The following is a 14,015-nucleotide window of genomic DNA, read 5'->3' as shown; positions in this document are numbered from 1 at the left end:
CCGCCCCTCGGCCGTGGGGGTGGGCGGTACGTCAGACGCGGTCGGCCGCGATCAGGACGTACTGGAAGGAGCCGTCCTTGTACGACTCGATGAACGCCTCCTCGATGCCGGTGACCAGCGAGGACGTGGCCCGCAGCTCCCAGTAGGGGAGGGTGTCCGGCGTCAGGTCGATGACGGCCTGCGGGACGAGGCGGTTGTCGGCCATCGCCTTCAGGTACTCACGGCGCGAGTGGATGTTGCACTCGAAGTGCGCGTTGATCTGGGAGACCCACTTCGAGGGCTGGCCGTACTTCGGGTTCCAGCAGCCGGTGATGGTCACGTAGCGGCCACCGACCTTGAGGAACCGGGAGTGCTCGGCGAACAGGTCGTCCAGGTCGACGTACATGCTCGACTCGTTGTTCCACGAGCCGGCGATGCTGCCCTTCTCGAAGGGAGTGTCCAGCATGTTGCAGACCTGCGCGCGGACGTGGCTGTCGATCTCCAGCTCCTTCGCGCGCCTGTTGCCGAACTCGGCCTGCGTGGAGGAGAGGGTGACGCCCTCGACCTTGCAGCCGAAGCGCTGGTGGGCCATGACGCTCGAACCGCCGCGGCCGCAGCCGGCGTCGACGAGGGTGTCCTCGGGGCTGATCGGGCCGAGGTGGTCGAGGAGCACCTCGGCCTGCGCCGACTCCAGGCGGTGCAGCTCGGAGATCAGCTTCTTCTCGTACTCGCTGTCCTCGACGTCCCCGAGGGCGGCGTGGTCCACGGCACCGATGCCGTAGTGGTGGTGGTACAGCCCGTCCACGTCACCCAGGCGCAGGTTCACGGGCCTGGCCTCGGCGTTCCAGTAACGGGCGATGTCTCCCTGGTACGGCGTCGCCGGGGCGGGGACGAACGCGGAGGTGCCGTTGACGGTGGGGAGCTCGGTGTTGGTCACAGATGAAATCCGTTCTTACCAGAAATCGGGCAGGCTGTAGCGGTAGGTGTTGGTCTGGTGCCAGTAGTGGTTGCCGTCGACCCACACGGCCACTCCCTTCAGGAAGCGGAGCACGCTCGGGACGGGGCAGGCGGCGGCCAGTTCGGCGGACGCGGCCTCGAAGTCGCGCATGAGGTCGTTGTGGACCTCGACCGCCTTCAGGTACGCGTCCTTCTCCGAGAGGGACTCCCGGTCGGCGAGCACCACGGGCAGGTTCATGTGCCGGCCGGGGCTGGCGAGTTCCTTGGTGTACGAGTACAGGTCGTTGACGATGGTGCTGGCGTTGCCGGCCAGTGCCAGGACCCGCTGCATCGCCGGCTGGGCGTGCAGATCGGTGGGGAGTTCGTAGCCGCCGACGGTGTCGGTGATGGTGGGACAGGGGCGGAAGTTGTTGAACTGCCGCATCGTGAGGTACTCCCACACCTCCGGCACGTGGTTCGTCTCGTCCCACGCGGCCTCGGCGAGATAGCCCATGTGCAGCCGGGCCATGTCGTGCCGGAACCGGTCGGCCTGGGACGGGGTCGCCAGGCGGACGAAGTACTCCATGGCGGAGCGATAGGCGCGCCGGGGCGCGTCCGCGTGGAGCGATTCCGCCCACTGCGGCTGGTACTCCGCCGTCGAGTGCAGCGGGTCCAGGGCGGTGTGCGCGAGGAGGAGCCGTCCGCCCAGCCCGATGGGCGAACCGCCGAGGTCCTCGCAGTAGCAGTCGTCGACGGCGTTCTCGGCGACCATCAGCCGGGCGGCGACCATGAGGTGCTCGATGCTCGGGGCGTCCGGGTGGCAGGCCACCATGTAGGGCCCGACGCGGAACCCGTCGAAGTCGCCCTCCCAGTCCTCCGGGTAGAGCTGGATCTCGTCGAGCGCCCAGGACTTGATCCGGCGGCTGACCTCCTCCATCCGCACCGGATCGGGCTCCGGCACCGGGTGCCAGTAGAGGCCCGGGATGATCAGCGCGTCCGCCGGCGCCGCGAGGGGCTCCGCCGGGAGCGCCGGGTGTTCTGCCGGGAGCGCCGGGGGTTCCGCACGCGGGACCAGGGACAGCCCCGCCGTACCGAGACCACTGGGACCGCGCAGGACCCACCCCGGATCGGGCTGGGACCGCGTGGTCGCGGGGGCGGGTTCGACGACGGGGGCCGCGGCGGCCCCGACGGCCATCCCGGCAGGGGCCCCGGCGGGGAGCCCAGTGGGGATCCCGGCAGGGGCCTCGGTGGGGGCTCCGGCAGGGGCTTCCGTGGGGAGGGGCTGCGTTTCGGCGGCGATGTGCGGTACGGCGAAGCCGTGGGCCGCGGCGTCGGCGAGGACCCTGGCGGTGAACGAGGCCGCGGCGCCGGGCAGGCTGGACTGCAGAGGGGAAAGCCCGGGATCGGGCATCCGTGACTCCTTGGAGAGGTGGGCGGGCCGTCCCGGATTCCGGGCACGCGGGCCCGGCCCGGATGGTCCGGGTGGAGGTGGCCTGCGGGGAGGGGCCCTAGTCGCGCCGGCGCGCGATCTGCACGTTCTCCAGGACGCCGAGCGCGTTCGGGACCAGGACGGCGGCGGAGTAGTACGTCGTGACGAGGTACGACATGATCGCCTGCTCGCTGATGCCCATGAACCGCACGGACAGGCCCGGCTCGTACTCCTCGGGCAGACCGGTCTGGCGCAGACCGATGACGCCCTGGTTGTCCTCGCCGAGACGCATGGCGAGGATGGAGCTGGTGTTCTCCTTGCTGATGGGGATCTTGTTGCAGGGCAGGATCGGGACCCCGCGCCAGGCCGGGACCTGGTGCCCCTGGAGCTCGATGGTGTTCGGGTAGAGCCCCGCGCGGTTCCACTCGCGCCCGATCGCCGCGATCGTCTTGGGGTGGGCGAGGAAGAGCTTGGTGCTGCGGCGGCGGCAGAGCAGCTCGTCGAGGTCGTCCGGGGTGGGTGGGCCGGAGTGCGGCTGGATCCGCTGCTTGAAGTCGGCGTTGTGGAGCAGGCCGAACTCCGGGTTGTTGATCAGCTCGTACTCCTGGCGCTCGCGCAGCGCCTCGATGGTGAGCCTGAGCTGCTCCTCCGTCTGGTTCATCGGCCCGTTGTAGAGGTCGGCGACCCGGGTGTGGACCTTCAGGACGGTCTGGGCGACGGAGAGTTCGTACTCGCGCGGCTTGAGCTCGTAGTCGACGAAGGCGCCGGGGATCTCGGCCTCGCCCTTGTGGCCGGCCGACATCGCGATCTCGGCCTCGCCGTACTTGTTCTGCCGCTGGTCGGGCAGCGAGCTGAACTCCCGGATGTGGGACTGGAGGCTCGGCGCCGAGTTGAGGATGTTCGCGAAGTCGGCGCGGGAGAGGGAGAGCAGAGTGCCGGAGGTCTCGGCGGTCGCGGTGTAGTCCCAGCCGGCGTCGCCGTCGAGGAGGGCGTTCTCGCCGAAGCGGTCGCCGTCGGCGAGCGTGGCGACCGCGACCTCGTCGCCGTACTTGCCGACGGAGGTCTGGCTGACGCGGCCGTGGGCGATCAGGTGGATCTGGTCGGCGGGCGCCCCGCGCTGGACGAGCACCTCACCGGCGCTGAAGTCGCGCTGGACGCAGCGGTCGGCGAGCGCGTTGAGCACGTCGACGTCCTCGAAGCCGCGCAGCAGGGCGAGTTCGCCGAGCTCGCGGGGGATGACGCGGACGCGGGAGCCGTCCTGGACGAACTCGATGCGTCCGTCGCCGACGGTGTAGCTCAGTCGGCGGTTCACCCGGTAGGCGCCGCCCTTCGTCTCCACCCAGGGGAGCATCCGCAGCAGCCAGCGGGAGCTGATCTCCTGCATCTGCGGAGCGGACTTGGTCGTGGTGGCGAGGTTGCGGGCGGCCGCGGTGCTCAGACTGGACTGCTGGGGCGGTCCCGTCTGTACGTCCGGGCGGTCGTCAACGGTCATCGGGCGAGCTCTCCTTCGCAAGGGCGACTCTCGGCGCACGGGCGCGCCGAAAACCGGTGAAAGAAGATAAAGGGGGGCGAAGATCCGGGAATCCGTCCAGATCTCGGGGAACAGTAACGGCCGCCGAGCCCGCCTCGCTCGATGAGTCCGAGAGCATTACCTCCTTGTGGTGATCTTGCTCGAAACAATGTTTAAGTCGGTGACCAGCAGGTTTCCGGCCAACCGATCGAGAGTCGGCCAACGACGCGCGGAGGACCCGCCCGTTCGGTCGCCCGTTCGGCCCCCGGCTCAGGGGGCCTGCGGGCCCGATCGCGCGCGACTCGTCCGTTCGGATGAAGCGTTCGCCTCCGCGTGCGTCGTGTTGACCGGGGGTCAACGTCCCAGCTGTGCGTCCAGCCACTGGAGGACCTCGGGGGTCACCGGGTCGGTGATGTCGGCGAACTCCTCGTGCTTCTTCAGGAACTTCGCGACGTAGGGGCAGACGGGGACGATCCGCATCCCGGAGGCGCGGACGTCGGTGAGGGCCTGCTCGACGAGGATCGCGGCCAGGCCCTGGCCCGCGTAGGCCTCGTCGACCTCGGTGTGGAAGAAGACCCGTCGGTCGTCGCGGTCGCGGTAGGCGGTCAGGCCGGCGCGCTCGCCGTCGACCAGGATCTCGTACCGGTGCCGGGGGTCCACGCGCCGGACGACGGGGGCGGTGGCGGTCTGCTCGGTCATGGGGAGTGCCTTTCGTGAATGCGTGAATGCGTGAATGCGTGAAGAGGAGGGAGAGGGGTGGGTCAGGTGCGTGCGGGGTTCTTGCGGGGCGCGATCCGGGCGTTGGGCAGGGCGGGGGCCGGGAGGCGGTCGCCGGGGTAGCCCTCGACCTCGCCGAAGCGGTCGGAGGCCTTCTCCCACTCCTCGCGGGCCTCGACGATGTCCTCGTGGCTGCGGCCGATGAAGTTCCACCACATCACGATCTCCTCCTCGAACGGGGTCCCGCCGAGGAGGACCGCGCGGGCGGGGGCGTCCGACTCGTTCACGAGGGTCAGCGAGTCGGCCCCGGTGGGGGCGTACCCCAGTTCGGCCGGGCGCAGAAGCGTTCCGGCCAGGCGGACCTCCCCCGTGTCGACGAGCAGGCCGTGTTCGAAGGCGGGGTCCACGGGGAGGGTGACGGTCGCGCCCGGCTCGATGAGGAGTTCGGCGCCGAGGAGCGGCGTGAAGGTGCGGACCGGGGAGGTCGAGCCGGCGAGCGTCCCGAGGAAGACCCGGAGGTCCGCGCCGTCGACGCGGACGGTCTCCGGGGCGTGGTGCTGGAAGTCCCGGGCGGTGTTCCGGTGCTCCTCGGGGAGGGCCACCCACAGCTGCACGCCGTGCAGGACGGTGGTGCGGGCGGTGGAGACCTCGGTGTGGCTGATGCCGTGGCCGCCCGTCATGAGGTTGAGCTCTCCGGGGCGTACGTACGCGTGGCTGCCCAGGCTGTCGCGGTGCTCGATCTCGCCGCTGAACAGCCAGCTCACGGTCTGCAGTCCGATGTGCGGGTGGGGGGCGACGTCCATGCCGCCGGACTCGGCGACGTCGTCGGGGCCGTAGTGGTCGGCGAAGCACCAGGCCCCGATCAGCGTCCTGGCCCGCTGCGGGAGCGTACGCCGTACGGTCATCGCCCGCGGCCCGCCCAGCGGGACGTCCCGCGAGGTCAGGACCTCGATCTCTATGGTGCTCATTGCCGACCCCTCCATGGAAGTAGTTCCATTTTCAACAATCATGGACGATGATAGCTCCTACGACGGTGACACGCACGGTCGACGGACGAGGTCATCGGGCCTCGGGAAGGAGCGCACGGTGAGCGACACGGCAGGAGCCCCGGCGGACGGGCGGGTCTACGTCGACAAGCAGAGTCCCATGGCCTACCACGCGCTGGTCCAGACGGCCGAGGCCGTGCGCACGACGGCCGCCGCCGCGGGGCTCGACCGCATCCTGGTGGAGCTCGTCAACCTCCGTGTGTCCCAGATCAACGGCTGCGCGTACTGCCTCGACGTGCACACCAGGGCCGCCCTGCGCGCCGGCGAGACGACCCGCCGCCTGGGCGTGCTCGCCGCCTGGCGCGACACCGAGCTCTTCACGGCACGGGAGCGCGCGGCCCTGGCCCTCGCGGAGGCCACCACCGCCCCCGCCGACGTCCTCGCGCAGGAGCGTGCGTACGACACCGCCCGCGGGTCCCTGAACGACGACGAGATCTCGGCGGTCATCTGGGTGGCGATCACCATCAACGCCTTCAACCGGGTCTCGATCCTGAGCAGGCACCCCGTGCGGGAGACGGCCGCCAGGCCCTGACACGGCGAAGGTCCGGCGCCCTCGGGGCACCGGACCTTCGGAGCGGGTCGTATCGGGTCGGTCAGGTGGAGATCTCGGGGAGCAGCCCGGTGGCCGGGGCCGCGAGGTCGGTCAGCTGGCGCAGCTGCCCCAGCTCGTTCACCCGGCTGAGGCCGCTCAGCTGACTGGCCACGCCGGGGAAGCGCCCGCGGGACTCCTCGGGGATGCCGGTCATGGTGAGGGCGTCGAGCTCGCTGACCGGGTTGATCTTGGGGCCGAGCGGTCCGGTGGCTTCGGCGGCGTTCGCGGCGGAGGCCCCGGCGGCGCCGAGACACGAGAACGCGGCGGCGACGGCGAGGATCGAGGAGATGCGTCGTGTTGAGGTCACACCCTCACAACGGGCCGACCTGCCGTGGGACACGGTCGGCCCCCGCTCTCACCGTCCGAACGGGGGTCCCTCCGTACAAGCAGAGGGGCGAGGAAAGCGAAGAGGCTATTTCAAGGGGTTTTGAGAAGGAAGCCTCTTCATGGCCTCGCCCGGGACGACCGTAGCAGTCAGGCGGGGATCAGGTCGCGCAGATTTTCGGGCGTGAGGACGCGCGAGCCCGGCGGCAGGCCGGCGGGCCGCTCCAGACCGATGTACGTGACGGGTCCGTCCGGCGGCGTCGAGCCGTCCCACCAGGTCGTGGCGGTGGCCTCGGGGCCCATCAGGTCGACGAGGTGGCGGACCGTCAGCGGGGTGCGGGCGAGCAGCCCCCGGAGCAGTACCGCCACCGACACCCGGTTCTCCTCGACCCGGTTCGCGGACGGGGCGCCCCGCAGGTACAGGTGCAGCCAGCGTGCGCGCCAGCCGCCGTCCTCGCCGCGTTCGAAGGCGAGCGGCAGCGCGACCCGGCCGGGACCGCGCAGGTCGGACTTCATCCGGACCGTGCGCGGCTCGAACGGGCGGCCCTTCTGCTCGGTCTCGCGCAGCATGAAGCCGAAGAACGACTCCTCGACCTCCTCGAAGTCCTCCCCGGAGTAGAGGTTCACCTGCGGGACGATGTAGCTGCCGCGGACGGCGCCGAGCCGCAGGTCGATGAACTCCGAGGCGCCCTCGGGCGCGTCGGTGATGTCGCCGGAGTGCGCGCCCTCGACGGCGGTGAGGGCCGTGTACGAGAGCCAGGTGACGGTCGCGTAGTCCTCGTCCAGGACCAGCGCCGACAGGTCGTAGTCGGTCCTGCGCGCGGTCTGCTTCCAGTACGTGAAGAAGCGCAGCAGCTCGCCCTCGACGGGCGAGACGGAGCCGCGCGGCAGGACGCCGAGCCCCGCCGCGGTCGCCCGGCCGCTGAGCGGGAGCGCCACGTCCAGGACGGCGGGGTCGACGAGCAGGTGTCCCGGGGCGGGGAGGCGGCGCCGGGTCTCGGCGTCGAGGACGGCGCACAGCCGCTCCCGTACGGCGGGCGGCAGCGGCGGCCGGGTGTCGGCGGTGACCCAGGCGGCGCCGACCCGGTTGACGAAGACCCGCCGCTCCCCCGCCGTCCCCGTGCGGTTCTGGACGTGCTCGCGGAGGGAGAGCACGACGCGGCCGGAGGCATGGGGGACGGCGCTCTCGAACGCGGTGAGGACGGCGTCGAGTTCCTTCCGCCCGTCCGCCGCGCGCAGGAGCCGGTCCAGGGCGCGCAGCAGCCTGCCGGGGGCGGAGGTCAGGAGTTCGGCCGCCCCGATGACGTCGCCGCGGCCGAGGAGTTCCTCGACGCGGCTGTCGAAGGAGGGTGCCTTCTTCTCGCCGCGGGCGACGGCGAAGACCTCGGCCGCGTGCGGCCACCGCGGGTACTCGTGCGGGTGCAGCCGCTCGCCGAGGCGCTTCCACGCCTCGCGGTGCGCGGCGACGTCGGCGAGCTTGGCGGGGGCTTCGGCGACGACGGCGTCGAGGCTGCCGAGCAGGGCGCGGCGGACGGGCCGGGACAGCGCGCGGAACCGGGTCGGCTCGCGCAGACCGACGTCGCCGCCGGAGAGGGCGCAGGCCAGGCGCAGGACGTCGGTGACCGTGTCCAGGAGGAGGTCCGCGCCGGCGTCGAGGCGGGCCCGGTTGACGACGGCGCGGTGCTCCCGGACCGGGATCGCCTCGGGCTGGGGTCCGTCTGCCCGGTGGGCGGCGAGGAGCGCGAGGTCGCGCAGGTGCTCGTCGCCGAGCGGGGTGGTGCTTCCGGCCAGGGACAGATAGAGGGCGGTGGTCTCCTCGTCGGGGGTGCCGCCGGGGTGCAGGACCGTCATGCGGTCGCCCGCCGCGGCGATCAGTTCGTCGTGCGCGGCGAGCATCTGCTCGTACGTGTGGCGGTAGGTGCCGTACGAGGGGAGGGTGAGGAGGTCGAGCACGCCGGCGCGCAGCCGCTCGATCACCCCGGGGCGCACGGTGTCGTCGCCGAGGGCCTCGGCGACGCAGCACCTCCAAAAGTCGAAGGTGTCGGGCACGTTGGCCGGGAAGTCGACGAAGTACACGTTGTGCCGGACGTGGTCGCCGACGATCTCGCGGACGGTGTCGAGGGTGCGGGCGGCGACGGCGAGGACCGTCTCCTCCGGCAGCCGGGACAGCTTTTCGAGCAGCCCGGCCGACAGCTTGAACCCGACCGACATCAGGGCGGCGTCGAACCGCCGCGCCGCGACATCGCCGCGGCCGCCCCCGGCCGTTGCCGTGGGGAGGGGAAGGCGATGGGTGTGCCGGACGACCAGATGTTCGAGAGCGTGGACCATTCGGGCATGCTGCCAGCCCCGCACGGCCCGGTGCATGCGGATTTCGGGCCGTGGGGCAGGCGTACGGGTCTCAGGGGGTCGTCACGACCGGGAAGCTGAAGGCGTGTCCGTTCTCCTTGAGCCACGGCAGCACCTGCCGCAGGGCCGCGACGCTCTGGCTGCGGTCGCCGCCGCCGTCGTGGAAGAGGATCGTGGGCCCGTTGGACAGCTCGTTCTTGACGGTGTTGACGATCGAGGCCGTGCCCGGCTGCTCGAAGTCCTTCGTGTCCACGTTCCAGCCGAGCGGCCGCATCCCCAGGCCGGCGGCGAGGTGCCGGCTGGCCGGGGTGAACGCGCCGCCGGGCGCCCGGTAGTAGTCGATCCTCGCTCCCCCGGACGCGTCGTCGATCATCTTCTTCGCGTCGAGGATCTCCTGCTTCTGGTACGCGAAGGGCTTCTTGTCCATCGTGGTGTCGTGGGACACCGTGTGGTCGCAGAGCTTGTGGCCCTCCGCGACGACCCTCTTGACGATGTCGGGGTGCGCCTTGGCCATCGGGCCGACCATGCAGAACACGGCCTTGACGTCGTTCTGCTTGAGGATGTCGAGCATCTGCGGCGTCCACCGCGGGTCGGGGCCGTCGTCTATCGTGATGTTCACGGCCGAACCCCCCGCCTCGGCGGCGTGCGCGATGCTCTCGGGCACCTTCCGCGGTGTCACCCGGGCCGGTGCCCCGGGCTTCGCGTCGGGCGACTGCGAGGTCGGTGCGCCCCCCATCCCCGCGGCGGCCTCATTGTCCATCAGCGCCGCGGCACCCCATACCGCCAGGCTCAGCCCGACCGCCGAAGCCACCACGGCTATGTGCGCGGTGTACTTGCCCTGCCCCATGGAATCCCCCACTCCCCGTCTGCTGTCCATCTCCCTGGTGAGAGGACGGTACGAGGAGCTGCAAGGTTTCACCGAATCCCGACCAACTGGCGGAACGGGCGGAACACGGCTTCCTGACGGGCGATCGGCTTTCGACGGGCGGGAGGCGGCGCGGGGCGGGTGCCCTGCCGGTGGCGGGCCGGGCGGTCAGTCCTCCAGGGGGCGGGTGGCCGGGCCCTGGAGGACCGTGCCGTCGGAGGCGAAGCGCGAGCCGTGGCAGGGGCACTGCCAGGTCTGCTCGGTCTCGTCGAAGCCCAGTTCGCAGCCCATGTGCGTGCAGCGTCGGCCGTGCCGCAGGCCGGCCGCGTAGTGGCGGGCCACACCGGCCTGCCGGCGGACGACCTCGGGGAGTTCGCGGACGGGCAGGACGCGGCGCGGGTCGAAGAGTTCCGTCCAGGCCGGGCGCGGGGCGCCCGTCAGGTGGGCGGTGAGCAGGCGACCCGCGGCGACGCCGTTGCTGAGGCCCCAGCCGCCGAATCCGGTGGCGACGTACACGTGCTGGGTGTCGGGGTGTTCATGGCCGACGCAGGGCAGTCCGTCGGTCGTGTGGACGTCCTGGGCGGCCCACCGGTGGACCGTCGGCGCGTCGGCGAAGCCCGGCAGCCGGTCGCGCGCCCAGCCCTCCAGGCGGGCGTACCGCTCGGGGACGCCTCCGCTGCCGGGTGTGAACCCCTCTCCCGCGACGATCAGCAGCCGCCGGCCCTCGCCGAGCGGGGCGGTCCGCACCGACCGGACGCCCTGGTCGACCGTCAGGTACATCCCGTACGGGGCCTGGTGCTCCTCCACGGGGGCGGCGACGACCAGCTCGCGGCGTACGGAGAGCCGCATGAGGAGGGTGGTGTGACAGTGGATCGGGAAGTGGGTGGCGAGGACGACGTCCCGGGCGTGGACCGTGCCGCCGCCCTCCAGGGCGAGGCGGCAGTCGGCGCCCTCCTGCAGGCCGGTGACCCGGGTGAACTCGTGGACGCGGCCGCCGAGCGCGACCAGGTCGTCCGCCAGGGCGAGCAGGAAGCGGCGGGGATGGAACTGCGCCTGGTCCTCGACCCGGACGGCGGCGGCGACCGGGTACGGCAGGTCCGTCCGGGTCACCGCCGTGGCCCGCAGGCCCGCCGCGGCGGCGGCCGCCGCCTCCGCCCGGATCGTCCCGGCGCGCGCCTCGTCGAGGGTGTACGTGTACGCGGGCCGGCGCTCGATCTCCGCGTCGATGCCCCGCTCCCCGCAGAAGCGCGACACCTCGCGCAGGGCGTCCTCCTGGGCTGCGGCGTACGCCGCGGCCTCCGCCTCTCCCCGGCCCTCGCGCAGGCGCTCGTAACACAGGCCGTGCAGGGAGGTCAGTTTGCCGGTGGTGTGTCCGGAGACCCCGGCCGCGATCCTGTCCGCTTCGAGGACCACGACGTCGCGCCCGGCGCGGGCGAGCTCGCGGGCGGTGCAGAGTCCGGCGATGCCGGCTCCGACCACGACCACGTCGGCGGTGAGGTCGCCCTCCAGGGGCGGCCGGACGACGCCGGGCGGCGCGGACTCCATCCAGTACGAACGAACGTGCATGATCGCTCCTCTCGGCGGCCGCCCGTGGGGCGACCGTCCGGGGCCGCCGGGCGTACCACGCGGAGTTCCGGCGCGGGAGGCGCGCCGGAACTCCTCGGCGGCGGGTCAGGCGTTCCAGCGCAGGACCGCGCCGAGACCGCCGGCCGGGCCCGTCGTCTCCTCGGGTACCAGGAGGGCTTCGGAGTCGGCGGCGACGCAGGCGCGCAGCAGGGCGTCGTCGGCGCGTGCCTCCTCCGGGCGGCGGATCCCCCAGTTCTTCGCCTCGGTACGGCCCACGGCGATGTCGTACGCGCCGGGGCCGACCCAGACCGGGCGGCCCGCCTCCACGGCGTCGTGCCCGAGCAGCAGGGTGGCGATCCGGTGCTCGCGGACGGCCTCCACCACCGCCGGAACGCCTTCGGCGGCCGGACCGGGGGCGCCGTCCATGGGGCCCGGACGGTGCTCACCGGGCCGTCCGCGTCCTCTGCGGAACTCGTCGAGGGCGCTGCGCACGCGTTCCCGTGCGTACCGTGAACGCGCTTCCTCGATCTCGCGGTCGAGGAGTTCGGCGGACGCTCCGGGGGCCCGGCTGCCGTGCTCGACCTCGACGGCGTTGCTCCGCAGCTGCTGCGGGAGCCGGTCCCGTACCGCCTTGCGCTCGCGGGCGTCGCCGGCCAGGACGAGGAGGGTGCCGGCGTCCGGCGGGCAGCGCCGCACGAGCTCGGCGGCGATGATGTCGGCCGTCTCCTCCCAGGCGTTCTCGACCTTGTTGTTGTAGTGCCATTCGTACCGGTCGGCGGGGAGGCTGCGGTGGCCCCGGCCCTGCCACTGCTTCCCCTCGGCCCGGCCCGTGTCCTCCGTGCCCAGGGGACCGCGCAGTTCGAGGTCGGCGCCGGTGCGGTCGATGAGGGCCACATGGCAGGCCGGTTCGTCGCTCCGCAGGTACAGGAGCGGCGCGATGTGCGGGAGGCTCGACCACGTCGCCTCGACGCCGGGCGGGGCCGCCGTCAGGGGAAGGTCGAGCACGATCTCCCCGGCCGCGGCGAAGAGGGCGCGTCCGGGCGGTGCTCCGGAGGTCGGCTCGGCGCGGAGCCGTTCGGCGACCGCGCCGACGGTGGCCGGATCCGCGCCCTCCTCGACGAGCTGCCGGGCGACGGCGCGGTCACGGAGCTTCTGCATCTGTGCCCCGTCCTCGGTGTCCCGGCGGGTCTCGACGAAGACGGAGGCCCAGGGGCCGGGGCGTTCCAGGAGGGGTTTGAGGAAGTCGAGGTCCATGGTGTCCACCAAGGGAGTGGGAAGCGGATCATGGGAGGCGGTCAGCGGTCGCTGCTCCGTTCCTCGCCCTGTTCGGGCGAACGGCGGGAACCGCTCGTGCCCGGCCGCTCCGCCGGCGGGTGCACCGGGTCGTCGGAGGGGTGGTCCCTCAGCTCCTCCCTGCTCGCGAGCACGCTCGCGCGCTCGGCCACGGGCTCGTTCCTGCGTGCGTCCATCGGTTCGCTCCTCCCGAGAGGTGCGGCATGGGAGGGTGCGCGGTCGGCACGGTCCTGCGGGATCCCGGGCACCCGAAGCGCCTTCAGTGGGCGGCGGCACCGAACTCGGCGTGCTGGGTGCGCAGGGCGAGTTCGGGTTCGGTCCGGGGTGGCCGGCCGATGAAGCGACGCCGCGCCTCGGCGTGTGCCTCCCTCATCAGCGACCGGAACTCCTCGTCGTCGAGTCCTCGGCCCCGTACCTTCCTCCTGTCGTCGGCGTGCCCACGCATGGGATCCGCCTCCCTTCCGGTCGTGCCCCCTCCCGTCGCGACTGCCCGCTGCCGCCGGGCCGAACCGCGTGCGTGCGTTCACAGGGCGTCCGCCGCGGTACGGAGGTCGGCGACGAGTCCCGCGTACATCTCCTGGCGGTCCGGGGCGCGCAGGACGGCCGAGGGGTGGACGGTCGCGAGGACCCGGGTGCCGTCCCCGGCGCCGGGCAGCGGTCTCGGCACGCCCCGGTCCGTGCCGACGCGGAAGTCCGGGCCGAGCAGGGCCCGACCGGCGGTGGCCCCGAGGGCGACGATCAACTCGGGTGAGACCAGGTGGAGTTCGGCCATGAGCCAGGGCCGGCAGGCGCGGGTCTCGCGGAGGGTGGGCGTCTTGTGGATGCGGCGCCCGCGGGTCTCCTCGCGGGTGAACTTGAAGTGCTTGACCGCGTTGGTGACGTACAGGTCCTTCTCGTCGATCCCCGCCTCCGCCAGGGCGCGGTGGAGCAGCCGTCCGGCGGGCCCCACGAAGGGGACGCCCTCGCGGTCCTCCTGGTCGCCCGGTTGCTCGCCGACCAGCATCAGCCGCGCGTCCGGGTCGCCGCGGCCGAAGACGGTCCCGGTCGCGTCGCGGTGGAGGGGGCAGCCCCGGCACTCCGCCGCCGCCCTGCGGTGGGCCGGGAGTCCGCCGCGGCTCGGCAGGTAGGGGGTGGCGTCGTACGCCTCGGGGGAAGCCCCCCGGTCGCCGGTACCGGTCATCACGCACCTCCCGACAGCGGCCCCGCCCGGCCCGTGCCGACGCGTGCCGGTGCCGGTGCCGACGCGTGCCGGTGCCGACGCGTGCCCGGGGGCGTAGCGTGTCCGGTGCGTGCCGCTGACGCGCGGGCGTGTGCCCGCCGGGCGCCGCCCCGAAACGGCCGCGCGGCCGCCGGATGGACGGGATGACGGCCCGCGGCGGTCGGGCGGGCGGCGGCATGGCGGGCCCGGGGGC

General features: G+C 72.6%; 14 protein-coding genes. 1 reads left to right on the top strand and 13 read right to left on the bottom strand.

The window, feature by feature from the left end:
- Positions 1-31 precede the first annotated feature (31 nt).
- The 5 genes from SVTN_RS32720 to SVTN_RS32700 form a co-directional block, all read right to left on the bottom strand.
- Positions 32-916, bottom strand: coding sequence for a geranyl diphosphate 2-C-methyltransferase (locus tag SVTN_RS32720; RefSeq protein ID WP_041132329.1), 885 nt, complete (start codon positions 914-916; stop codon positions 32-34).
- A gap of 15 nt (positions 917-931) precedes the next feature.
- The gene (locus SVTN_RS32715; protein ID WP_041132328.1) at positions 932-2,326 is read right to left on the bottom strand and encodes a family 2 encapsulin nanocompartment cargo protein terpene cyclase; all 1,395 of its coding nucleotides are present in this window, start codon (positions 2,324-2,326) and stop codon (positions 932-934) included.
- Between the two features lie 97 nt (positions 2,327-2,423).
- On the bottom strand, positions 2,424-3,836 hold the full coding sequence (locus tag SVTN_RS32710; RefSeq protein WP_041132327.1) for a family 2B encapsulin nanocompartment shell protein: 1,413 nt from the start codon (positions 3,834-3,836) through the stop codon (positions 2,424-2,426).
- Between the two features lie 372 nt (positions 3,837-4,208).
- The gene (locus tag SVTN_RS32705) at positions 4,209-4,553 is read right to left on the bottom strand and encodes a GNAT family N-acetyltransferase (protein WP_041132326.1); all 345 of its coding nucleotides are present in this window, start codon (positions 4,551-4,553) and stop codon (positions 4,209-4,211) included.
- A 62-nt stretch (positions 4,554-4,615) separates the two neighbouring features.
- Positions 4,616-5,539, bottom strand: coding sequence for a pirin family protein (locus SVTN_RS32700; protein ID WP_041132325.1), 924 nt, complete (start codon positions 5,537-5,539; stop codon positions 4,616-4,618).
- Positions 5,540-5,717: 178 nt separating this feature from the next.
- On the opposite strand from SVTN_RS32700, the gene SVTN_RS32695 reads away from it, so the two are divergent.
- Positions 5,718-6,149: a carboxymuconolactone decarboxylase family protein gene (locus tag SVTN_RS32695; protein ID WP_052499763.1), complete on the top strand. Its 432-nt coding sequence runs from the start codon at positions 5,718-5,720 to the stop codon at positions 6,147-6,149.
- Positions 6,150-6,210: 61 nt separating this feature from the next.
- Here SVTN_RS32695 and SVTN_RS32690 read toward each other — a convergent pair whose 3' ends face one another.
- The 8 genes from SVTN_RS32690 to SVTN_RS32660 all read right to left on the bottom strand — a co-directional run bounded on the left by SVTN_RS32690 (position 6,211) and on the right by SVTN_RS32660 (position 13,783).
- Positions 6,211-6,516 (bottom strand): hypothetical protein, encoded by a 306-nt coding sequence (locus SVTN_RS32690; protein WP_041132323.1) that lies wholly within the window; start codon positions 6,514-6,516, stop codon positions 6,211-6,213.
- A gap of 167 nt (positions 6,517-6,683) precedes the next feature.
- Positions 6,684-8,861: a TerD family protein gene (locus tag SVTN_RS32685; RefSeq protein WP_041132322.1), complete on the bottom strand. Its 2,178-nt coding sequence runs from the start codon at positions 8,859-8,861 to the stop codon at positions 6,684-6,686.
- 70 nt (positions 8,862-8,931) lie between these two features.
- The gene (locus SVTN_RS32680; RefSeq protein WP_041132321.1) at positions 8,932-9,726 is read right to left on the bottom strand and encodes a polysaccharide deacetylase family protein; all 795 of its coding nucleotides are present in this window, start codon (positions 9,724-9,726) and stop codon (positions 8,932-8,934) included.
- A gap of 186 nt (positions 9,727-9,912) precedes the next feature.
- A complete protein-coding gene (locus tag SVTN_RS32675) occupies positions 9,913-11,310 on the bottom strand; it encodes an FAD-dependent oxidoreductase (RefSeq protein WP_041132320.1) in 1,398 nt (465 codons plus the stop codon).
- 105 nt (positions 11,311-11,415) lie between these two features.
- Entirely contained in the window at positions 11,416-12,564 is a 1,149-nt protein-coding gene (locus SVTN_RS32670; RefSeq protein WP_041132319.1) for a baeRF2 domain-containing protein, read from the bottom strand.
- Between the two features lie 41 nt (positions 12,565-12,605).
- On the bottom strand, positions 12,606-12,779 hold the full coding sequence (locus tag SVTN_RS44450) for a hypothetical protein (RefSeq protein ID WP_159026529.1): 174 nt from the start codon (positions 12,777-12,779) through the stop codon (positions 12,606-12,608).
- An 83-nt stretch (positions 12,780-12,862) separates the two neighbouring features.
- Positions 12,863-13,048 carry a hypothetical protein gene (locus SVTN_RS32665; protein WP_041132318.1) on the bottom strand — a complete coding sequence of 62 codons (186 nt, stop codon included), beginning with the start codon at positions 13,046-13,048 and terminating at the stop codon, positions 12,863-12,865.
- A 78-nt stretch (positions 13,049-13,126) separates the two neighbouring features.
- Complete coding sequence (locus tag SVTN_RS32660) at positions 13,127-13,783, bottom strand: UdgX family uracil-DNA binding protein (RefSeq protein WP_041132317.1); 657 nt, start codon at positions 13,781-13,783, stop codon at positions 13,127-13,129.
- Positions 13,784-14,015: the final 232 nt, after the last annotated feature.

Origin of the sequence: Streptomyces vietnamensis (assembly GCF_000830005.1) — a bacterium.
GTDB classification, from domain to species: Bacteria; Actinomycetota; Actinomycetes; order Streptomycetales; family Streptomycetaceae; genus Streptomyces; species Streptomyces vietnamensis.
Note: the sequence above shows the minus strand (reverse complement) of the source record. Positions and strands in the feature narration are given on the sequence as shown.